The organism is Novosphingobium sp. EMRT-2 (genome assembly GCF_005145025.1).
Lineage (GTDB): Bacteria > Pseudomonadota > Alphaproteobacteria > Sphingomonadales > Sphingomonadaceae > Novosphingobium.
The window spans coordinates 21572-41798 of record NZ_CP039699.1 but is presented as its reverse complement, the minus strand read 5'-3'; the positions used below and the strand labels follow the sequence as shown (position 1 = coordinate 41798).

16 protein-coding genes and 2 pseudogenes are annotated in these 20227 nt (G+C 63.9%); 5 read left to right on the top strand and 13 right to left on the bottom strand.

Annotation, left to right across the window (positions count from 1 at the left end):
- Positions 1-168: 168 nt before the first annotated feature.
- The 5 genes and pseudogenes from FA702_RS21785 to FA702_RS21765 all read right to left on the bottom strand — a co-directional run.
- Positions 169-744: pseudogene (locus FA702_RS21785) on the bottom strand (Tn3 family transposase); the annotation flags it as partial.
- A gap of 57 nt (positions 745-801) precedes the next feature.
- Positions 802-3771 (bottom strand): Tn3 family transposase, encoded by a 2970-nt coding sequence (locus tag FA702_RS21780; protein ID WP_014072601.1) that lies wholly within the window; start codon positions 3769-3771, stop codon positions 802-804.
- A gap of 91 nt (positions 3772-3862) precedes the next feature.
- A complete protein-coding gene (gene merA, locus FA702_RS21775; protein WP_046765853.1) occupies positions 3863-5281 on the bottom strand; it encodes a mercury(II) reductase in 1419 nt (472 codons plus the stop codon).
- Positions 5282-5318: 37 nt separating this feature from the next.
- On the bottom strand, positions 5319-5648 hold the full coding sequence (locus FA702_RS21770) for a heavy-metal-associated domain-containing protein (RefSeq protein ID WP_004213249.1): 330 nt from the start codon (positions 5646-5648) through the stop codon (positions 5319-5321).
- A gap of 12 nt (positions 5649-5660) precedes the next feature.
- The gene (locus FA702_RS21765; RefSeq protein ID WP_014072602.1) at positions 5661-6056 is read right to left on the bottom strand and encodes a mercuric transporter MerT family protein; all 396 of its coding nucleotides are present in this window, start codon (positions 6054-6056) and stop codon (positions 5661-5663) included.
- Between the two features lie 76 nt (positions 6057-6132).
- Between FA702_RS21765 and FA702_RS21760 the strand changes: the two genes are divergently transcribed.
- Positions 6133-6555, top strand: coding sequence for a helix-turn-helix domain-containing protein (locus tag FA702_RS21760; protein WP_014072603.1), 423 nt, complete (start codon positions 6133-6135; stop codon positions 6553-6555).
- Positions 6556-6725: 170 nt separating this feature from the next.
- Positions 6726-7286 carry a recombinase family protein gene (locus FA702_RS21755; protein WP_004213255.1) on the top strand — a complete coding sequence of 187 codons (561 nt, stop codon included), beginning with the start codon at positions 6726-6728 and terminating at the stop codon, positions 7284-7286.
- Between the two features lie 61 nt (positions 7287-7347).
- On the opposite strand, the pseudogene FA702_RS21750 reads toward FA702_RS21755, so the two are convergent.
- Positions 7348-9620 (bottom strand): annotated as a pseudogene (locus FA702_RS21750) (Tn3 family transposase); the annotation flags it as partial.
- A 125-nt stretch (positions 9621-9745) separates the two neighbouring features.
- On the opposite strand from FA702_RS21750, the gene FA702_RS21745 reads away from it, so the two are divergent.
- Both FA702_RS21745 and FA702_RS21740 read left to right on the top strand, forming a co-directional pair.
- Positions 9746-10366: a recombinase family protein gene (locus tag FA702_RS21745; RefSeq protein ID WP_008832583.1), complete on the top strand. Its 621-nt coding sequence runs from the start codon at positions 9746-9748 to the stop codon at positions 10364-10366.
- The gene (locus tag FA702_RS21740) at positions 10363-10893 is read left to right on the top strand and encodes a GNAT family N-acetyltransferase (protein WP_007686150.1); all 531 of its coding nucleotides are present in this window, start codon (positions 10363-10365) and stop codon (positions 10891-10893) included. Before FA702_RS21745 ends, FA702_RS21740 begins: the two co-directional genes overlap by 4 nt.
- A 66-nt stretch (positions 10894-10959) precedes the next feature.
- Here FA702_RS21740 and FA702_RS21735 read toward each other — a convergent pair whose 3' ends face one another.
- The 7 genes from FA702_RS21735 to FA702_RS21705 all read right to left on the bottom strand — a co-directional run bounded on the left by FA702_RS21735 (position 10960) and on the right by FA702_RS21705 (position 19554).
- Positions 10960-12255 carry a hypothetical protein gene (locus FA702_RS21735; protein ID WP_021247421.1) on the bottom strand — a complete coding sequence of 432 codons (1296 nt, stop codon included), beginning with the start codon at positions 12253-12255 and terminating at the stop codon, positions 10960-10962.
- A gap of 248 nt (positions 12256-12503) precedes the next feature.
- Positions 12504-12893: a copper-binding protein gene (locus FA702_RS21730; RefSeq protein ID WP_021245555.1), complete on the bottom strand. Its 390-nt coding sequence runs from the start codon at positions 12891-12893 to the stop codon at positions 12504-12506.
- 11 nt (positions 12894-12904) lie between these two features.
- Positions 12905-16048, bottom strand: a complete 3144-nt coding sequence (locus tag FA702_RS21725; protein ID WP_136958158.1) for an efflux RND transporter permease subunit — start codon at positions 16046-16048, stop codon at positions 12905-12907.
- The gene (locus FA702_RS21720; RefSeq protein ID WP_021243085.1) at positions 16045-17535 is read right to left on the bottom strand and encodes an efflux RND transporter periplasmic adaptor subunit; all 1491 of its coding nucleotides are present in this window, start codon (positions 17533-17535) and stop codon (positions 16045-16047) included. The genes FA702_RS21725 and FA702_RS21720 overlap by 4 nt, the downstream gene beginning before the upstream one ends.
- A complete protein-coding gene (locus FA702_RS21715) occupies positions 17532-18794 on the bottom strand; it encodes a TolC family protein (RefSeq protein WP_136958157.1) in 1263 nt (420 codons plus the stop codon). Before FA702_RS21715 ends, FA702_RS21720 begins: the two co-directional genes overlap by 4 nt.
- A gap of 63 nt (positions 18795-18857) precedes the next feature.
- Positions 18858-19115 carry a hypothetical protein gene (locus FA702_RS21710; RefSeq protein ID WP_136958229.1) on the bottom strand — a complete coding sequence of 86 codons (258 nt, stop codon included), beginning with the start codon at positions 19113-19115 and terminating at the stop codon, positions 18858-18860.
- 76 nt (positions 19116-19191) lie between these two features.
- Positions 19192-19554: a hypothetical protein gene (locus FA702_RS21705; RefSeq protein WP_007406428.1), complete on the bottom strand. Its 363-nt coding sequence runs from the start codon at positions 19552-19554 to the stop codon at positions 19192-19194.
- 243 nt (positions 19555-19797) lie between these two features.
- Here FA702_RS21705 and FA702_RS21700 point away from each other — a divergent pair, with 243 nt between their 5' ends.
- Positions 19798-20154, top strand: a complete 357-nt coding sequence (locus FA702_RS21700) for a hypothetical protein (protein ID WP_210417682.1) — start codon at positions 19798-19800, stop codon at positions 20152-20154.
- Positions 20155-20227 lie beyond the last annotated feature (73 nt).

The following is a 20227-nucleotide window of genomic DNA, read 5'->3' as shown; positions in this document are numbered from 1 at the left end:
CTAAAACGAAAAGAAGGCAATGTGCGCGTCTCCGCGAACAAAGCCTCCAGCGATCAATCTAAGAGATTCCGCCGCGCTTCTCAATCGTAGGGGGCGTTTGCGGGAGGGGGCGGAATCCTACGCTAAGGATTTGGGCCAGCGATATTCCCCGGTTAGATTGATGTGTTCCTATCCCAACGGCGAGACGTGGGCGAGTAGATCAGGCGCGATATGGGTACCGCTGGCGGCCCGGGTATTGACGACCTCGCCGAGCTTCATGGTGTTCCAGAATATGATGATGGCGGCGAGCAGGTTCATTCCGGCGATGCGATAGTGCTGGCCTTCGCCGGATCGATCCCGGATTTCACCTCGGCGGTGGAAGCTGATGGCGCGCTTTAGGGCGTGGTGGGCCTCACCCTTGTTGAGGCCGATCTGAGCCTGGCGCTGGAGGCCGGCATCAAGAATCCAGTCGATCATGAACAGGGTTCGCTCGATGCGGCCCACCTCTCGCAATGCGAGGGCCAGCTCATTCTGGCGCGGGTAAGAGGCGAGCTTGCGAAGAATCTGGCTGGGGGCGACGATCCCCGCTGCGATCGTCGCCATGATGCGCAGGATGTCGGGCCAGTTGCGCTCGATGAGCGGTTCATTGATCTTACCTCCGACCAGCGCTCGCACATTGGCCGGCGTCGCGTTGGGCGTGAAGGCATAGAGTCTTTTCTGAGGGAGATCGCGGATACGGGGGGCGAACCTGTAGCCGAGCAAGGCGTCACCTCAAGGTTTGTTCGCCAGACAACGATTTCTCGGACATAAGCGGAACATGGGCTACGCTACACGCTTCAACCGCGCCATTGGCTCGTTGAGTGGGTGGAATTCACCTGCTGGAAGTCGCCTGGCCTGCTCCCAGAGGTAATCGCCGGTCAGACTGATGTGCGCCCAGCCCATCGGAGAAAGGTGCGCAAGCAGTGCCGCATCGAACGTCGTGCCGACAGCGTTGAGGTGCTGGGCGGCCCGGTCGAGATAGACCGTGTTCCAGTAGGAAATCGCCGCAATCAGCAGGTTCAGCCCAGATGCGCGAAATTCCTGATTTTCCAGCGAGCGATCGGTGAACCGACCCTGCCGGTTGGTATAGATGGCGGCGGCAAGCGTGTGCCTCGCCTCGCCTTTGTTGAGACCGGCCTGACAGGCACGTCGCAGTTCCGGTTGTTCAAGCCAATCGAGCGTGAACAAAGTGCGCTCGATACGGCCCAGTTCAGCCAATGCAAAATCCAGCCTGTTCTGGCGTTTGTAGGCGGCAAGTTTTCGCAAGATTACTGACGGCGCCACCGTGCCATCCTTGATTGAGGCGACAATCCTGACGATGTCATCCCAATCGGCCTCGATCGCTGCCGTTTTGATGGTGCGGCCCATCAGATTTTCGATGCCCTTGTATGTCGATGGCGCAGCGATCGAACCCAGCTTGCGGTCGCCAATATCGCGCAGCCGTGGCGCGAAGCGGAACCCGAGTAGGTGGCAGAGTGCGAAAACATGATCGGTGGCGCCGCCGGTATCGGTATAGTGCTCATGCAACGGAAGGTTGCCGGCGCCCAGGACAAGCCCGTCGAGCACGTAAGGCGCTTCACCTGCCGTCGCGGACATGATCCGTGATCCGAATGATGCGAAGTGATCGGAAAGGTGAGAATAGATTTTCACGCCAGGTTCGGCGCCATATTTGGCATTGACGTCCGCCGCCCCTGAACGGCTCCGCCCCGACCGGAAGAACTGGCCATCGGACGACGAACTGGTGCCAGCGCCCCAATGCCGCGCGAAGGGTAATTCGTGATGGGCTGAGATGATCATGGCCAGCGCGGCCTGATAGTTCTCGGGTGAAAGATACCAGTTGTGGGTCCATGCGAGTTGGGCATAGCTGACGCCTTCGCTGGCATTGGCCATCCGCTCCAGCCCGAGGTTGGTGCCATCAGCCAGAATTGCGGCGAGTACCGTGCTGGGGTTGTCGTGCTCCTTGCCTGAGCGCAGGTCACGGAATGCGTTCAAAAAACCAGTGCGTTCGGCGACTTCAAGCAGCAGCTCGGTGATGCGCACGCGGGGAAGCAGGGTATCGAGCTTGCGATCGAGGGCTTCAGCTTCCGGTGGGGTGACAGGCGGCATTTGCTGAAGCTTGAGCCGGTCTCGTTCGAGCGACACTCCCTCAAGCTTGTTTGTTTTCAACTGCTTGGCAAATCGGCGCAGCCGCCAGTCAAGATTTCGTGCCCGGTCAGCGAGGTAGGATGCAGCATTTGAATCGAACGGAAGCACATCCGCCACTTTGGCGGCGTCGCGCCGACCCAGCAAATAGGCATCGAAGCGCTGATAGTTGCGGGTTCCCTCGATCCATACATCACCGGCGCGCAAACGATCACGCAAGGTTGCCATGATCGCAATTTCATAACGTCGGCGGTCGATACGGCCGCTTTCGGTGATGAGACGCTTCCACTGCCGATTGGGGAATGGCAGTGGAACGCCATCGGGAAGGTCGCGCGACTTTCGTGTGTTCGCATCGCGAATGACATCGATGGCTTTGATCAGTGCCGTCCCTGTTCCAGACGCCTTGAAGGTGAAGGCGTCCAGAAATGCCGGGCTGAAACGCCGTAGCGTGGCGTAACGCTCGGTTGCCGTTACCAGTGCGTCCTCGCCGGCAAGATCAGCAAGGGCATCTACTTGGGCCTTTGCCGCAACAAGCCGGTGCCAGCCCACCGCTTCGTCAATCAATTCGAGCGGATCGCCGCCATTCTGGACAGCCTCATCAAGTGCTGTAATCGTGGCGCCAAACAGCCGCATGAGTTGCCCCACCGACTGAATACTATCTTGGTAGCGACGCTCGCGCCCACGCCGCGCGCGCGTGAACATGCCGCCGATAAGTCGGTCAAACATTTGGATCGCGGCATCGGCAAGTCTGGCCTCAAGGTCGATCACTGCGGCCGTCAACGTCGCCCGCCTGCGATTGACGCTGTAATCCGAAAGCAGGAATGCCGGTGCCACGCCGCCCTCGCGGACAAATTGGGCAAAGCGGAATTCCGGAATGGCGCCCCCAACTACCGGGTGGATACCTATGCCGCGAACATAGCGCAGGCGCTCAAGCAAGCCATTGATATTGGCCGCAGTCGGGGCTTCTTCGAAATTACGCAACCACGCCAGCGGTGTCATGCCGAAATCCGGGTTGTTGATTACGAGTTCGTCTAGCCGTGTCAGTTCAGCAGAGCTGAGGCCTTCGACGATTGCGGCTGCGGCAGCTTTGCGTGCGCGTGCCCGGCCAGCAAGACCGGCGCGTTCCAGTGTGTCGCCTGACGGAAGAATGAACCGCTCACCCTTCAGGCCAACCATGAGGGCGCGAACAATCGGTTCACCTCTGTCTGTATACTCGGCGGCTTGCGCGGCAAGATTCAGGGCAAGTGCCAGGTCGCCGCGTCGAAACGGGCGTATGCCAAGATAACGCGCCACGAGATCGGCATGATCGGTACGGGTTTGCGCGCGCTGACCATATGCAGAGAAGGAGGAAGGATCGACGAATAACTGTGCCGCGAGGTACTGAAGAATGACGTCGGGAAGCCCGATCTCGGGTTGCAGACCAAAGCCGGGATGTCGCATCAAAGCGATTTGTGCAGCCAGACCGAGGCGATTTGCTGGACCATAGCGGCGCCCAACCAATTCAACATCTTCCGCAGAAAGGGTATAATGCCCAATGATCGCGGTTTCTTGGACAGGAGGATCGAACAGGCGCCGGCGCTCGTCTCCGGTCAGAAGTCGGCGTCGTGCCATTTTGCTCTCCCGCTGAGGCGAATAACAAAATTGACACCAAAGCGGCTTGCACTGGAGGGAGGCCATTCGTTGCCGGTTGATCCCCGAGCAATCACCCGGCGCAGCAAGACAGTTTGGCGACATCCTTATCAAACGTTTGGGCCGCCAGTTTGAGGCCTTCCACAGTGGTCAGGTAAGGAAATATCGTTGCACCCAATTCCAGGGTGGTCATGCCGTGTTTGATCGCCAGCACCAGTGTCTGGATCGAATCCGCGCCTTCGGGTGCCATGATCTGGCCGCCCAGCAAACGGTCGTTCGCCTTGTCGGCAATCAGTTTGATGAGACCCCGCGTATCGCGTGCTGCCAGTGCCCTTGGCACAGCATCGAGCGGGAGCAGCGAAACCTTGATGTCCAGGCCTTGCGCCCGTGCTGTCGTTTCAGTGAGGCCGGCGCTGGCGACTTGCGGGTCGGTGAAGACGACGGATGGCATGGAGGAATTGTCGTAGCGGTATTGGTTGCCCGTCACCGCGTTGCGCGCGGCCAGTTTTGCGCCATAGGCGGCCATGTAGACGAACTGGTCCCGTCCCGTTACATCGCCCGCCGCGTAAATGCCTGGAACCGACGTTTCGAGGTGGTCATCGACGACGATTCCACCATTACGGGCAAGCACTATGCCGCGCTCCTCCAGCCCAAGCCCGTCGCTATTGGGTCGGCGTCCGGTGGCGATGAGCACCTGTTCCGCCGCGACGGTGTCACAATGCCCCTCGCAGGTCAATTCGACCCCGCTCTGTGTTTGGGCGATACGCTGATAGCCGACACCTGCGCAAACCCGCACGCCCTCGGCTTCCAAATAGTTTTTCAGCGCGGCACTCACTTCCGGGTCCATTTCGGGGAGCAGGCGGCTTCGGCAGCAGATGGTGACATCAACGCCCAGACGCGAAAACATCTGTCCCAGTTCTACCCCGATCACCCCGCCACCGATCACCAGCAGCGATTTGGGCAAGCGATCCAGCGCCAGCGCCGATGTGCTGGTTAGGTAGGGCACGCTGTCCATCCCCGGAATCGGCGGCACGGCGGCGTGCGCACCCATCACCAATATGACCTTGCCGACCTTCATGGGCGCATCGCCGACAATCAGCGCACCATCGGCAAAGCGTGCCTTGCCCTCGATATAGCTCACACCGTCATAGGCGGGCAGCAGATCGACATATTTTTTTTGGCGCAGCGTCGTGACAAGATCGTCCTTCGACGCCGCCAATACGGACCAGTCATCCATCTGGACAGCGCCCCCAAGGCCGGGAAAGCGCGCGGCGGCAAGCCCACCATGCACCGCTTCGGCGGCGCGGATCAGCGTCTTGGAAGGAACGCAGCCAACATTGACACAGGTGCCGCCAATCGTGCCGTGACCGACGAGCGCCACTTTCGCGCCCAGATCGGCAGCGGCGATCGCGGCGGAGAACCCGGCAGAACCCGCGCCGATGACGGCCACGTCAAATCCTTCCTGCCCGGGGCGGTTGCAACAGTCGTTCATTGCTTATCGCTTTCTTGAGGCGCTGGCGGCGCCCCGCTCAGTTTTGAATAGCGCGCGCCGGATAACCCGCGTTGGTTGATGCAGCGGCAATCGCAGCAGCATTGGTGCGGCGCGGGTTATAGGTTGCGCGCGCGGTCTTGGCTGCGAAATCGACCGTGACCGCCGTTACCCCGGCGACGCCTTCCATCGCCTTCTTCACGGTGATCGGGCAGGTGGCGCAGGTCATGTTCTCTATGGCAAAGGTGGTTTGCTTCTGAGCGGTTGCGGTAGCCGCGGGGCGATCTTGCGCCGTGCCACTAACTGCATAGGCGACCCCGCCGCCAGCCATAGCCAGCACGGCCATAGCGATACATACTGTCTTTTTCATGGGTATTTCCTTTCAATAGAACCAGGGTGCCCACCAGTCGATGGTGAGCGCCAGGATGGCGACGGCAAGGCCCAGCCACAGCACCGCCTTGGTGGTCCAAGCCGATTGTGGACGAGCGCAGTAGGAACCGTCTTCACAGGGCGGTTTCGGCTTGAAATAGACATGCCAGAAGCCGTAGCCGAGCAGCGCGAGCGTTACGCCTGCGACATAGGGCTTGTAAGGTTCGAGCGCCGTCAGGTTGGCGATCCACGCGCCGGAAATTCCGAGCATAACCAACAGTAGCGGGACGACGCAGCAAGCCGAGGCGAGCCCCGCGCCGATCAATGCGCCCGCCGCAACCCAGTTTGCCTGCTTCGGCTCGTGGTTTTCGGTGAGGGCTGGCTGTCCCGCTTCCGGCGTTGAGACCATGGCTTGAATCCCTTGTTCCAACTGAGTGATTCGCAGTGTAGGCTCTGTAGCCACTACAGACTCAAGAGGTATTTTCATGGAGCAACAGGTCGGCATCTTGCGTGCCCAGCTTGCCCGGAAAACAGGCTGCAATCTCGAAACCATCCGCTATTACGAGAAGGTGGGATTGCTGCCGGGGCCGCCTCGCAGTTCCAACGGCTACCGCGTCTATTCGCCGGAACTGGTGCAAAGGTTGCAGTTCATCCTGCGCGCGCGCGACCTTGGCTATGCAATGGATGAGATACGGTCATTGTTGTCGCTCACCGATACCGGTGCACAAACCTGCGCGGAGGTTATGGCGAGAACCGAACTCCACCTTGAAGATGTCCGCCGCCGCATTGCAGATTTGCAGAAGATAGAGGTGACGCTGGCGACCACGTTAGCCAGATGCACTGGAGATGACGTTGCCGAATGTCCCATCCTGGAAGCACTCCAGTTTTTACCCCATCAAGGCAATTGACGCCATCTTTGAGGGATTTGATTTTGTGATGTCAGCTTGGAGTATAGCCTAACCGGACGTCAGGGCGCTACCGCGGTTTCTGTCAGATTAGGGTACTAAACGGAATTTGTTGACGAATGTCGTTGCGTATCATAGATTTCAACCTGACATTTTGATGGAGAGAGTGCGCAGTGAAGGGGCAACGGATCGGCTATGTCCGGGTCAGCACGTTCGATCAGAATGTGGATCGCCAATTGGAAGGTCAGTCGCTCGATCGGACCTTCACCGACAAGGCATCGGGCAAGGACGTCAACCGCCCCCAGCTTGAGGCTCTGCTCACTTTCGCCCGCGAAGGCGATACCGTCGTCGTCCACAGCATGGATCGGTTGGCCCGCAATCTGGATGACCTGCGCAAGCTGGTCCAGGGCCTCACCAAGCGAGGTATCCGGATCGAGTTTGAGAAGGAAAGCCTGTCCTTCTCGGGGGAGGACTCCCCGATGGCCAATCTGATGCTCTCGGTCATGGGTGCGTTTGCTGAGTTCGAGCGCGCCCTGATCCGCGAACGGCAACGCGAAGGCATTGCGATCGCTCGGCAGCGCGGCGCCTATCGGGGGCGGAAACGGTCGCTCTCGGATGAGATGATTGCCGATCTGCACCGCCGCGTTGCCGCCGGTGAACGCAAGGCGACCATCGCGCGCGACATGGGCATCAGCCGCGAAACCCTCTACCAGTACCTTCGCGCCGCTGCCTGACACCAATGTTCACATTATGTCCGGAAAATCGTTGTTCAGCGTACAAAGCTTGAGGTGACGCCAGCAAGGCGCAGGCGGCGAACACATGATCGGTGAAGCCGCCCGTGTCGGCAAAATGCTGGCGAACGCGGCGGCCCGCGTCATTCATGAGCAGCCCGTCCAGGATATAGGGAGCCTCGCTGACCGTTGCCGGGATCACCTGGGTTGCGAACGGCGCATATTGATCGGACACATGGCTGTATCCCTTGAGGCCCGGGACGTTGCCATATTTCGCGTTGATCAGATTCATCGCCTCGCCCTGCTCGTTAGCAAGGAAGAACTGCCCGTCGCTGGATGCCGATTGCCCTTGTCCCCAGAAGGCGGCCATGGGCAGGGCGGCGTGGGCCTCCACGATCATGGCGAGCGCCCGATCATAGGCGCTGCCTTCGACATGCCAGCGCGCGATCCGCAGCAATTCCCAGAAGCTGTGCGTGTTGGTCGCCGCCGCCATCTTGCGCAAACCGAGATTGACGCCTTCCGCCAGCAACACGTTCATCAGGCCGATCCGGTCGCTGCAGGGCGCGCCGGTGCGCAGATGCGTGAACGCCTCGGAAAATCCGGTTCGCTCATCGACTTCCAGCAACAGATCGGTGATCCTCGCGGGCGGGAGCTGTTGATAGAGATCGAGCACGAGATCCTCGGCCCTTCGGGCGTGTCGGCCCTCAGCTTGTCGATGTGCAGCTTGCCGTTCTCGATGATGCCGCCTGGGATCGTGCCGGTTCGCGCCGCGCGGCCAAACTCCTTCAGCCGTGTATCCAGTCGAGCCCTGCGCTCGGCCAGCCATTCGCCGGGTCGCAGCGGCTCGGCGAGCCGCGCGGTCTGCTCTATCGCCTGTGGCGGGACCAGAAGCTGCTTGAGGTCGCCATAGCGGCGCGATCCCGCCAACCATATGTCACCGGACCGGAAGGCGTCGCGGATGTGGAACAGCACCGCGATTTCCCAAAGCCGGTGGTCGCCGCTGGGCTCAGCGCGAAGATGACGATGCCATTTCGAGTTGGGACGTAGAAAATCCACCGGCGGATCGACCTTGATCCCGTTACGCAGCATCGCAACGGCCGCCAGAAGAGGCGTGGCGATCGGCGCCGCCTGCATGTCGAGCAGGCGCAGCATCCTGGGCGCGTAGAGGCGGAAACGGTGATAGCCGTCCAGCACACGGCTGAGCGGGTCGGCCGCGAGCACGTTGGTCAGCGCGGAGGCCGTGGCGACAAGGGTTCTGAACCGTTCCCAGCCAGGCCCGGTGGCGATTATCCCGTCCAGGGCCGTGCCATCGTCCTGCGCTCCAAGCAAAGCACCACCGATTTCGGCAAAGGACTTCAGCGTGTCCCGAACGGCCGCCTTTTCGTCGGCGATCCTGGTGTTGCAAAGGCGTTCGGAGGCCCGATAGAGACGGCCTACGATGCGATCGTGGGTCTCCACGATGACATCGGCCAGCGATGACCGCCATTCCAGGGTGCAGACAGCGAGGATCGCAAGCCGCCTGTCTTCGGGCAGATCACGCATGCCGTCGGCGTAATAGCGCTCGCCCTGCCGGCGAAGCCGGGTCACACGATGCGCCGGCACGCCGTCCAGCAAATCCGCCGGAAGATCGAACCTTTGAAGATATTCCAGTCGATCCATCAGCCGGTTAGCGGCTGCTGAATTTGCGCCAACCTCGAACTGTCGCAGCCATACGAAGCGCGTGACGCGACCATCCACCGTATCCTCCAACAGGTGAGCCAAATTCTCGCTCAGGGTTGGCGTGATGCGATGGGCGATAAGATCCTCGATCCGGCGCTCGGCCTCAACCAGCGCATCGGCGCAAAGGCGCTCGATCGTCGAGGAGCCGGGAAGGATCGTGCGGGTGCGGCGACACTCCGCAACGAAGCGACGGGCAAGATCCTCATTCGATGTCGCCGCCTCGGCTTCCCGAGCGATCCATTCGCGCAAATCCCGTGCGCCCCGCCCCGAAAAGGAGCGATAGCCGTAGATTCGGCGAAGGTCCGCCAGATGCTCGTGCCGGGTCTCCTCGCGCGCGGCATAGAGGAGTAGATCGTCGCTGGTCAGGCCGAGCTGGGCCGCGATGAAATCCGATACCTGCGCCGGGATCAACTCGCCAGGAGCGAGCACCCGGCCCGGGTAGCGCAGGACGCACAGTTGCAGCGCGAAGCCAAAACGATTGTGGGCGCGCCGGCGCTGGCGGATATGCCCGAGATCCTCATCGCTGAGGGTATAGTGCCGCAGCAGCTCACCTTGATCGACCGGCAAGTGAAGCAGCGCCTCGCGCTGTCGATCGGTCAGGGTCACGCGACGCGGCATACATGCTCCTTATTCTTTCCGAGCTACGGTTTGAGATAGCTTGATTGAGATGCTGGTTAAGATACACAATAGCCCAATCTTATGTGCTCATGTTCGTCACCGCCTCAAACCTTCGTTTGTGATCCATGCTGATCGGCTACGCCCGCGTGTCCAAAGCCGACGGCTCGCAGTCGCTCGACCTGCAGCACGATGCCCTTCGCGCTGCCGGTGTCGAGCCAGGCAATATCTATGATGATCGTGCATCCGGTAGCCGTGATGATCGCCCCGGTCTTGCCGCCTGCCTGAAATCGTTGCGCGACGGCGATGTCCTCATCGTTTGGAAGCTCGACCGGCTCGGCCGAACGCTCACCCACCTGGTCAGCACGGTGCAGAATCTGTCGGATCGCGGTATCGGTCTGCGGGTGCTCACCGGCAAGGGCGCGCAGATCGACACCACGACGCCATCGGGCCGGATGGTGTTCGGCATTTTTGCCACACTGGCGGAGTTTGAGCGGGATATGATCCGCGAGCGCACCATGGCTGGCCTGGCCGCTGCCCGCGCGCGGGGACGCAAGGGTGGCCGCAAGTTCGCCCTCTCCAAGGCCCAGGTGCGGCTCGCTCAGGCTGCTATGGCCCAACGCGACACGTCCGTTTCCGACCTCTGCAAGGAACTCGGGATCGAGCGCGTCACTCTCTACCGCTATGTCGGTCCCAACGGGGAACTCCGGGATTACGGTCAGCGCGTGCTTGCTGCCAAAACGCGATGATGATGACGGGAGCCCCGATCAAACTTACCCAAGCGGACGCCGCAGACGTTGCAGACCTGTACAACCGTTGCAGCGACTATTTCCTGTTGCAGGACGGGGCCGCGCCCACGCTGGACGATGCTCGCGAGCTTTTCTCCGATGTGCCGCCCGAAAAGAGCGCCCACAATCAAGCTGTCCTGGGATGGAAGGGGCCTGGCGGCCTATATGCAATCGCGGCCATCCTCCGCGATTATCCGCGTGATGGCACATGGTATCTCGGCTTCATGATCGTAGATGCCGCACAGCGTGGTCGTGGCGTCGGACGCTCAATTTACTCGACGGTCGAAAGCTGGGCCGCTGCGAGAGGTGCCACAGAGATTCGGTTGGCCGTGCTGGAAGCGAATGAAGCGGCAGAGCGATTTTGGCGTTCTCTCGGCTTCATTGAGTATCGGCGCGTTGGGCCAGACACCTTCAAAATGCGTAGCCATCGCCGGATAGAACTGAGCCGTCGCCTTTCTGGCGCGACCGTAGAAGGCAGCAACAAGTAAGATCTCGCGCCGGCTATCTGGGCGAGCTTGGCGTAGGATTCCGCCCCCTCCCGCAAACGCCCCCTTTCAGGGAAGGGGGCTTGAGATCGCCTTGATGGCCTTCAATCCCGTTCCAAAACGAGCGATCGCGTCCCTGTTTCTCTCCAGCTCGCCATAGGGCAGATAGGCGAAGTCGAGATCGGCAATACGGCTGAAAGCCGGGCGACGGAGTTGCGCGCGAACGTCCTGCTCGCGCGCATTCGGTGCGACCAGGAATAGCCCGGCGGCAGCGTGCAGATCGCTCCCCGACAGCGCCAGATCGAGCATGCGCACGATCCCCGAGTAGATCGAGGTCGAATGTTCAACCTCGAACGCGGCGGCGACGCCGTCGCCACCCTTCGCCAGCCACAACACGTCGATGAGGCGGATCGAGTCCGCTCCGGGAGAGGTCGCAATGGCGTCTGGAAGGCGCTCGAGGCATCCCTGTCCAAGCGGGCAGCCAGCGTGAAGTCGACCGCGGTCATTGGCGGCGATCCACACATCGTAACCGAGGGCATGGCCGAGGTCGCGCAGCCAGGCCTGGATTTCGGCGTGCGTGCGATCGGTTTCGCCCTGCGCGGCGGCTGTCTTGTCGAGCCGGCTTGCCTCCGCTCTGGCATGTTCCAATCTGCCGAGCCAGTCGTCGGCCGCCGTTGCGTCATCCTCCAGCGGTGGCGCGGGATAGCGGCCCGAGCCAATGTCGAACAACAGTCCGCCGATCGCGCCGAGATCGTTGGAGAGCAACTCGCGGTAACGGTCGTTGAGGTCGAGGATGCCGGCGCGCATGGCGAGAAAATGATCCCATGACCCGAGCTTCACCTTGGCGCCGGTGACGGCATTGTAGCCCTTGACGATCGCGGTATTGAAGGGCGGCACCAGCGTCGGGTGAAGGAAATAGAGCAGGTTGGCCGCCGCCGGCCCCAGCCCCTTGATCTTGAGCGCGTCTATGCTGCGGATGTGGCTGATGATCTCCTCGGCGGTATCGCAGCACGAGCAATTGTCGAGCAGGCGACCGAACGCCCGCTGATTGTCCGGGCTTTCGTAAATGTCGGGAATGCGCAGCTTGGGCTTCCACAGCCAGGCATGGTCGGCGCCCTTGAAGATCTGCCGCTGTTCGGCGATCGAGTGGACAACCGTTTCCAGTGACGAGCCGCGATAGGCGACGCCGAACCGCCCACTTTCGATTTCCACGACCACCTGCTGCAGCCCCCGACGGATGGAGCGGAAGTTTTTCAGGCGTTCGTCCCAAAGAAACCAGGAGCGATAGGTGGCGCCCGGATCGTCTCGCCAACGACGGACAAGCTCGCTCAAGAGATCATGATGTGTCGTGGGTAACAAGGTCATACTGGCTCGGTCATCCTGAACTGGCTCCTTGCCGCTCAGGCTATCGCGGGCAAGGGCGGCTTGCACGTTCAATGTGCGATCCGCGAAGCTTGCTCAAACTGCCTGTGATCGCGCAGGGAAACGCGGCTGGCGTTGGGCGTTGCCGATCGCATCCGTAGACCGGGCGCACGGCCAGGCAGACGGCCGGCAGGGGCGTCGCCGCCCCGGAGCGGCGACGCAACCAGCTTCTTTTGGTCGAACTTAGCGGATCATTGCTTTGTGATCGCGGTGACCTCGCCATCGCTGCCCTTGAGCGAGAGGTCGAAATCGACCTTGTCGCCGACCTTGACCGCATCGGTGATCGCGGGCGCCGCCTTGAACGCCATCGTCATCGCCGGCCACTTGGCTTCGGGGATCGGGCCGTGGTTGAGCGTGATCGTGCCCGCCGTCTTGTCGATCGCGGTGACGGTGCCATGGCCCTTGGCCTTGATTGCGGCGTTCGCGTCAGGCGCCATCGACATGTTGCCCATGTCGCCGCTCATGGTCGCGGCAGGCGCCGCCTGGTTGGTTTCGGTTGTAACCGGGGTCTCGCCCTTCTTGCCGCACGCGGCGGTCAGGACGGCAAGGCCGAGGGCGAGGGTCAGTCGTGCATGTCTCATAATCGTCTCCTTCATGATGAAGCGGGTTGATGGATGGGGTCGGTCTTCGGCCGGCGCAGCAGCAGATAGGCGGCGGGCAGGACGAACATCGACAGCAGCGGCGCGCTCAGCATGCCGCCGATCATCGGCGCCGCGATCCGGCTCATCACCTCCGAGCCCGCGCCCGATCCCAGCAGGATCGGCAGCAGGCCGGCGAGGATCACCGCGACCGTCATCGCCTTGGGCCGGACGCGCAGCAGCGCGCCTTCGCGCACCGCGGCCTTCACCTCGGCGGCGTCCGGATTAGCCGTGCGCTCGGCCAGCGCATTCTTGAGATAGATCAGCATCACCACCCCGAACTCGGCGGAGACGCCGGCGAGCGCGATGAACCCGACCCCGGTGGCAACCGACTGGTTGAACCCCAGCAGATAGAGCGTCCAGATGCCGCCGGTCAGCGCGAACGGCAGCGTGCCCATGATCAGCGCAGCCTCGTCTAAGCGGCCGAAGATGAGGTAGAGCAGCACGAAGATGATCAGCAGCGTCGCGGGCACGACCAGCTTCAAGCGGTCGACCGCGCGCTCGAGATATTCGAACTGGCCCGAATAGGCGATGCTGACCCCCGGCGAGAGCCGAACCTGTCTCGCCACCGCGCGTTGCAGATCGCCAACCACCGAGGCGAGATCGCGCCCGCGCACATCGACATAGACCCAGGTCGAGGGCCGGGCATTCTCGGTCTTGAGCATCGGCGGCCCTTCGGCGATCGTGACATTGGCGACCGTGCCGAGGGTGATCTGCTGGCCCGCGGGCGTCAGGATCGGTAGCCCCCGCAGCCCGTCGAGGCTGTCGCGCAATTCGCGCGGATAGCGCACGCTGATCGGATAGCGGGCGAGGCCCTCGACCGTCTCGCCGATCGTCTCGCCGCCGATCGCGCCCGAGACGATGGCCTGCACGTCGGCGATGTTGAGTCCGAACCGCGCAGCGGCGGCGCGGTCGATGTCGACATCGACATAGCGTCCGCCGGTCAGCCGCTCGGCGAGCGCCGAGCTGACGCCCGGCACGGTCCTGGCCACGGTCTCGACATCATGGGCGATGCGGTCGAGCTCGGCGAGATCACTGCCCGACACCTTGACCCCGATCGGGCTCTTGATGCCCGTCGCGAGCATGTCGATGCGGTTGCGGATCGGCGGCACCCAGATATTGGCGAGCCCCGGAAGCCTCACCCGGCGATCGAGCTCGTCGATCAGCTTCTCGGGCGTCATGCCTGGTCGCCACTGGTCGCGGGGCTTGAACTGGATCGTCGTCTCGAACATCTCGAGCGGGGCGGGGTCGGTCGCGGTCTCGGCACGCCCCGCCTTGCCGAACACGCTTTCGACCTCGGGCACCGTCCTGATCAGCCGGTCGGTCTGCTGGAGCAGTTCGCTCGCCTTGGCGGCCGAGAGACCGGGCAGGGCCGAGGGCATGTAGAGCAGGTCGCCCTCGTCGAGGTTGGGCATGAATTCGCCGCCGAGCCGGCTGAGCGGCCAGGCCGTGGTCGCGAACACCAAAGCCGCGATCAGCAGCACGGTCTTGGGCCGCTTCATCGTCCAGTCGATCGCAGGCCGGTAGAGATCGGTCAGCCAGCGATTGACCGGATTGGCCTGCTCAGGCGGGATCCGCCCCCGGATCAGCCAGCCCATCAGGATCGGCACCAATGTCACCGACAGGATCGCGGCGGCGGCCATCGCATAGGTCTTGGTGAAGGCGAGCGGCGCGAACAGCCGGCCCTCCTGCGCCTCCAGTGTAAACACCGGGATGAACGACAGCGTGATGATCAGCAGGCTGAAGAACAGCGCCGGCCCGACCTCGGCCGCCGCCTCGGTGACGAGGATCCAGCGCGTCTCGCCGTCGAGATGCGTGCCCGGATGGTCCTGCTCCCAGCGCTCGATCTTCTTGTGGGCGTTCTCGATCATGACCACGGCCGCATCGACCATGGCACCGATCGCGATGGCGATGCCGCCGAGCGACATGATGTTGGCGTTGACGCCCTGGTAGCGCATCACGACGAAGGCGGCGAGCACGCCCAAGGGAAGGGTGAGGATCGCGACGAGCGCCGAGCGGACATGCCAGAGGAAGAGCGCACAGACCAGGGCCACGACGACGAACTCCTCGACCAGCTTGTGGGTGAGGTTCTCGACAGCACGGTCGATCAGCTGCGAGCGGTCATAGACCGTCACCACCTCGACGCCCGGCGGCAGGCTCCTCTTGAGGTCCGCGAGCTTGTCCTTGACCGCCGCGATCGTCTCCCGCGCATTCTTGCCCGAGCGCAGGATCACGACCCCGCCTGCGACCTCGCCTTCACCGTTCAGCTCGGCGATGCCGCGCCGCATCTCGGGGCCGATCTGGATCGTGGCGACGTCGCCGAGGCGGATCGGCACGCCGCCGGCCGCCGTCTTCAGCGGGATCGCGCGGAAATCGTCGAGCGTCTTCAGATAGCCTGAGGCGCGCACCATATATTCGGCTTCGGCCAGCTCGAGCACCGACCCGCCCGCTTCTTGATTGGCCTGCCGGATCGCCTCGACCGCCTGGGCGTGGGTCACCCCGTAGGCCGCGAGCTTCACCGGATCGAGCAGTATCTGATACTGCTTGACCATGCCGCCGATGCTGGCGACCTCGGCGACGCCGGTCACGGTCTTGAGCTCATAGCGCAGGAACCAGTCCTGCAGACCGCGCAGCTGCGACAGGTCATGCCGGCCGGTGCGGTCGACCAGCGCATATTCATAGACCCAGCCAACCCCGGTCGCGTCGGGCCCGAGCGCGCTGCGCGCGCTCGCCGGCAGGCGCCCCTGCACCTGGTTCAGATATTCGAGCACGCGGCTGCGCGCCCAATAGAGATCGGTGCCGTCCTCGAAGATCACATAGACGAAGCTGTCGCCGAAGAAGGAATAGCCGCGCACCGTCTTGGCGCCTGGCACCGACAGCATGGTGGTGGTGAGCGGATAGGTGACCTGGTTTTCGACGATCTGCGGCGCCTGACCCGGGTAGCTGGTACGAATGACGACCTGCACGTCGGACAGATCGGGGAGGGCGTCGATCGGGGTGGATCGTACCGCCCAGAGGCCCGCGCCGACCAGCGCCAGCATGCCGATCAGAACGAAGAAGCGGTTCTTGACCGACCAGCGGATGAGATGGGCGATCATCGGCCCGCCACCTTCGCCATACGCCGCAGCGTCGGTCCCGCCGGGGGCCGGTCGAACCCGAACCGAACCCGGTCGCCCGCCTTGAAGCCGCGCGCGATGCCCGGATCGGCGAGCGCGAAGGTCATCGTCATCGCGGGCCAGTCGAGCGCGGGGACCGGTTCGTGGCTGAGCGTCACCGCATTGGCCGTGAGCCGCTCGATCTTGCCCGTCGTCTCGTACAGCGTGGCTTTCGACCTCGGCGCGGCGATGGTCGCCGATGCCGCACCGCCGCCGATCGGCCGCGCCTCGATTCCCGACAGGCTCGCCTCGGAGTCGATCAGGAACTGCCCCGAGGCGACGACTTTCTCGCCGGGCGACAGGCCGGCAAGGATCTCGGTTTCACCGCCCGCCTCGCGGCCGATGCGGACCTCGGCGGGATGATAGCGCCCGTCGCCTGCGGCGAGCATGACGAGCGTGCGCTTGCCCGTGCGGATCACCGCCTCGCTCGGCACCAGCAGCGCCGGCTTGGCATCGCCGCCAAGCACGACGCTGGCGAACATGCCCGGCCGTAACCGCCCGTCCCGGTTGGGCAGCTCGATCCGCACGGTGAGCGTGCGGCTGTCGGCCTGCGTCGTCGGCAGGATCGCGATCACCCGGCCGGCGAAGCGCTCGCCGGGGAAGCTCGCCAGCGTGGCGCTGGCATTCTGGCCGACCCGGACATCGCCCGCGCGCGCTTCGGGCACCGCGGCATTGAGCCAGACGGTGCCGAGCCCGCTTACCTGGGCGAGCGTCTGGCCCATGGCGAGCGTCACGCCGGCACGGGCGTCGAGCGTCTGGATCGTGCCCGAGATCGGCGTCGTGATGGTCACCACGCCGTTCGGCCGACCGCTCCGCTCGACGCTGGCGATGAGGCCGTCGGACATGCCCATCAGCCGCAGCCGCTGGCGCGCGGCCGCGGTGAGATCGGGCTTGCCGAGCCGCCTGACGCTCAGATATTCGGTCTGCGCGCCGCCCCATTCGGGCAGGAGCAGGTCCGCGATCGGCGCGCCGGCGCGGACCACGTCCCCGGGCGCTCGCGCATAGACGCGGCTCACGAACCCGCCCGAACGCGCCTGGATGACGGCGACGTCGCGCTGGTTGAAGTCGATCGTGCCGGTGACCTCGAGGGCCGAGGCAAGGCTGCCCATCTTCGCCGCGACGACCCGCAATCCCAGGCTCTGCCGCGCGGCGGGATCGACGGCGACCGTGGGGGCCGCGCCGGCGCTTCCTCCGTCCGCGTATCGCGGCACGAGCTGCATATCCATGAAGGGCGACTTGCCGGGCTTGTCGAACTTCTGGTTGGGGAACATCGGATCGTACCAGTAAAGGACTTTGCCTGCCCCGGCGGGCGTGGTCGCCTCCGATTGCGGTGCCTGGCGATGGCCAGCCCAATAGCCTGTGCCGCCGGCCAGCAGCGCGACAGCCAGGATCGATGCGCCCCAGCGCAGCGCGGATTTATCGAGCGTCATGGCCGCTCCTCCCCATAGGTGATAGTGATGCGGACCGCGTCGCGCGCGACGTCGGCTTCGCGGTTGAGCGCCTCGACCTCGGCCTCCGCGAGCCCGAGCGTCGTGAGCAGCGCGGCGCCAAGGTCGAGCTTGCCGGCGCCATAGCTGTCGCGGTCGAGCTCGGCGCGGTGCCTGGCGAGTGGCACCAGCGTCTCGCGGGCATTGCGCAACCGGGAGAGATGCATGGCATGGTCTGCGAGATCGGCGTCGAGCTGCGCCACCAGCTCGCGGCGGATCGCCTCGCGGTCGAACCGACCCCCTTGCGCAAGGCTCTCGCTTGCAGCGATCCTGGGGTTCTGGCGCTTGCCGGCGAACAGCGGCAGGTCGATCGACACGCCGACCGAGGCCATGTCGCCGTACATGGGATCGCGCCGGCCATAGGTGACGCCGACCTTCCAGTCGGGGCGCTTGTCGGCGCGCGCGAGACGCACGTCCGCTTCGGCGACTGCGATCCGCGCGTCCTGCGCGCGCAGGGCGGGAAGCGCATCGATCCCGGCCCGCAGCCGGATCGGATCGACATCGAGCATCGGCGGGTCGCCCGTCGCCTGCGGGTCGGGGTCGCCGGTATAGCGCGCGAGCCGGGCCCGCGCCTGCGCCACCACCGCAGCCATCTCGGCGCGGCGATCGGCGATGGCGGCGCGGAGCTGGTCGGGCTCGAGCGCCTGGCTCGGGCGCGCGCTGCCCGACGCCAGGCGTGCGGTCACGGTCTTCTGCAGGTCGTCGAGACTGGCATCGAGCAGGTCGAGCTGCCGGAGCCGGCGTTCGCCATAATAGAGATCGATCCATGCGAGCGCGGTCTCGAGCCGCACGTTGCGGCCTTCGACCAGCTCGCCCGCCTCGGCGACACCGATATCGGCCGCGGCGCGCGCGGCGCGTGCATGGCGCTTGGCGAGATTGGGGAAGGCCTGGCTGAACCCGATCGTCGCCATGGTGAAATCGTCGCGCGTGAAGCTGCCGGCATTGGGGCCGCTCACCGGGAAGTTCTGCAGGCCCAGGTCGAGCGTCGGATCGGGCAGGCGATCGGCCGCGACCGCCGAGGAGCGGGCGCCAGCTGTCGCCGCCGCGCGCGCCTTGAGGCTTGGCGCATTGGCGGCAGCGAGCCTCAGTGCCTGCTCGTAGGTGAGCGGGCCGGCCGACACCGGCACGGCCCAGGCGCTCGCAAGCGTCGCACCGAGAGAGAGCAACAGGCGTCGCATAGCGCGCCTCGGCATCATGATCATGGATATCATCCCCTCATGACAGAGGCGGCGCGCCAACATGTGACGCGCCGCTCCGGAGTGGGTTTAGCCCTTGTCCGACCTGACTGCGCCGCGCATGCAGTCGGCGGCGCTTGCCTGCATCATCGCGCAATCGCAGCTGGCGATGTCCCGGCTCTCGGGCACCCATATGCGGACACGCGCAGGGCCGGTCGCCCGCGGACCATATTGCGGCGCCGCCCGCCATTCCCAATGGCCCTGCGGCGTGCGGCTCGCGTCGGCTGCAAGCGCAGGCGCGGCGAGACCGAGGGCCGCCACAAGGGCGGCCGGAAGCAGTTTGATCATCACGAAAACCTTGACTGAAAAGAAGGAAACCGGGCGCGCACGCATCGATCGATGCGCGCAGCCCGTGCTCGTTCAATCAGGCAAGGCTGGTGGGAGGATCCGGCTCGGGCGCAACCGCCTTGCCGGTCAATATCGTGTCGGTCGTCCAGAAGCTGGGCGCGTCGTAGAGACGCGCAGGCGCAACGCCGCCTGCCAGGTCCGCTGCGACCAGCGGGATCACGCACCCCATCGCGGCGATGCAATCGAGCGTCAGGCCCTTGCAGGGCTTTTCGCTGGGCGCAGGCTGCTGCTTGGCCATCATCGCCATGCAGTCCGCATCCATGCCCTTGGCCAGCGGCGCGCCTGCCGCCTGCGGCACGCTGTGCGCGGCCGCCATCTGGGCTCCGAAGAGACCGGACAGCGCTCCGATGACGAGCAGGAGGGCGAGCAGGCGTTTCACGGGCCTCGATATCTATCGGGTTTCGCGGGCGCAGCCAACCAAAGTCTCGCGCCGCGCGGATTTTGAAGTGCTGACGGCTGATTCCGTCAACTCCGCGTCAATAAAGATCCGGCCCGGGGAAGAAGATCGGCTGCGGCCTCTACGTATATCGAGGCTGGACCCGGGACCGTAGTCCCAAGCCTGAAGAGACGCTCTTCCCCTCGGCAAAGTCCGGGCGGTGGCTTACCATCCAAGGAGGTGAATATGGTCAGAAAAACTCTCATGGTTGCGCTCGCCGGCATCTCGATGCTCGCAGCGGTCCCTTCATTCGCTCAGGGTATCGGACATACCTTCTTCATGCGCGGCTCGATCGTTGACACGGGCAGCAACGGCACGGTCGTCTGCATCGGCAAGGCCGATGGCGCCGAGGTCGGCCAGAAGCTCGAGGTCTATCGCGTTGTGACCCATCCGGGTCCGTCCAAAGGCGTGGCGCCGACTTATCACCGCCAGCTCATCGGCCATGTGACGATCGATCATATCTTCGATGATCACTTCGCGCACGTGTCCGTCGCCGACGGCACGCCTGCCAAGCACGACATCGTCGAGCTTCGCAAGAACTGACGAGCCGGTGGCCCGGCGGCACACGCTGCCCTGATGCGAGGCATCGGGGCAGCGGGTTGCCGGCGGCAACGGA

Excerpts from the sequence above, each read along its gene's own strand:
- merA (WP_046765853.1), bottom strand. The coding sequence starts at position 5,281 with ATGAACGACTGTTGCAACCGCCCCGGGCAGGAAGGATTTGACGTGGCC.
- FA702_RS21710 (WP_136958229.1), bottom strand. The coding sequence starts at position 19,115 with ATGATCAAACTGCTTCCGGCCGCCCTTGTGGCGGCCCTCGGTCTCGCC.
- FA702_RS21780 (WP_014072601.1), bottom strand. The coding sequence starts at position 3,771 with ATGGCACGACGCCGACTTCTGACCGGAGACGAGCGCCGGCGCCTGTTC.
- FA702_RS21745 (WP_008832583.1), top strand. The coding sequence starts at position 9,746 with ATGCTGATCGGCTACGCCCGCGTGTCCAAAGCCGACGGCTCGCAGTCG.
- FA702_RS21700 (WP_210417682.1), top strand. The coding sequence starts at position 19,798 with ATGGTCAGAAAAACTCTCATGGTTGCGCTCGCCGGCATCTCGATGCTC.
- FA702_RS21715 (WP_136958157.1), bottom strand. The coding sequence starts at position 18,794 with ATGATCATGATGCCGAGGCGCGCTATGCGACGCCTGTTGCTCTCTCTC.
- FA702_RS21770 (WP_004213249.1), bottom strand. The coding sequence starts at position 5,648 with ATGAAAAAGACAGTATGTATCGCTATGGCCGTGCTGGCTATGGCTGGC.
- FA702_RS21720 (WP_021243085.1), bottom strand. The coding sequence starts at position 17,535 with ATGACGCTCGATAAATCCGCGCTGCGCTGGGGCGCATCGATCCTGGCT.
- FA702_RS21760 (WP_014072603.1), top strand. The coding sequence starts at position 6,133 with ATGGAGCAACAGGTCGGCATCTTGCGTGCCCAGCTTGCCCGGAAAACA.
- FA702_RS21740 (WP_007686150.1), top strand. The coding sequence starts at position 10,363 with ATGATGATGACGGGAGCCCCGATCAAACTTACCCAAGCGGACGCCGCA.
- FA702_RS21765 (WP_014072602.1), bottom strand. The coding sequence starts at position 6,056 with ATGGTCTCAACGCCGGAAGCGGGACAGCCAGCCCTCACCGAAAACCAC.
- FA702_RS21730 (WP_021245555.1), bottom strand. The coding sequence starts at position 12,893 with ATGAGACATGCACGACTGACCCTCGCCCTCGGCCTTGCCGTCCTGACC.
- FA702_RS21735 (WP_021247421.1), bottom strand. The coding sequence starts at position 12,255 with ATGACCTTGTTACCCACGACACATCATGATCTCTTGAGCGAGCTTGTC.
- FA702_RS21725 (WP_136958158.1), bottom strand. The coding sequence starts at position 16,048 with ATGATCGCCCATCTCATCCGCTGGTCGGTCAAGAACCGCTTCTTCGTT.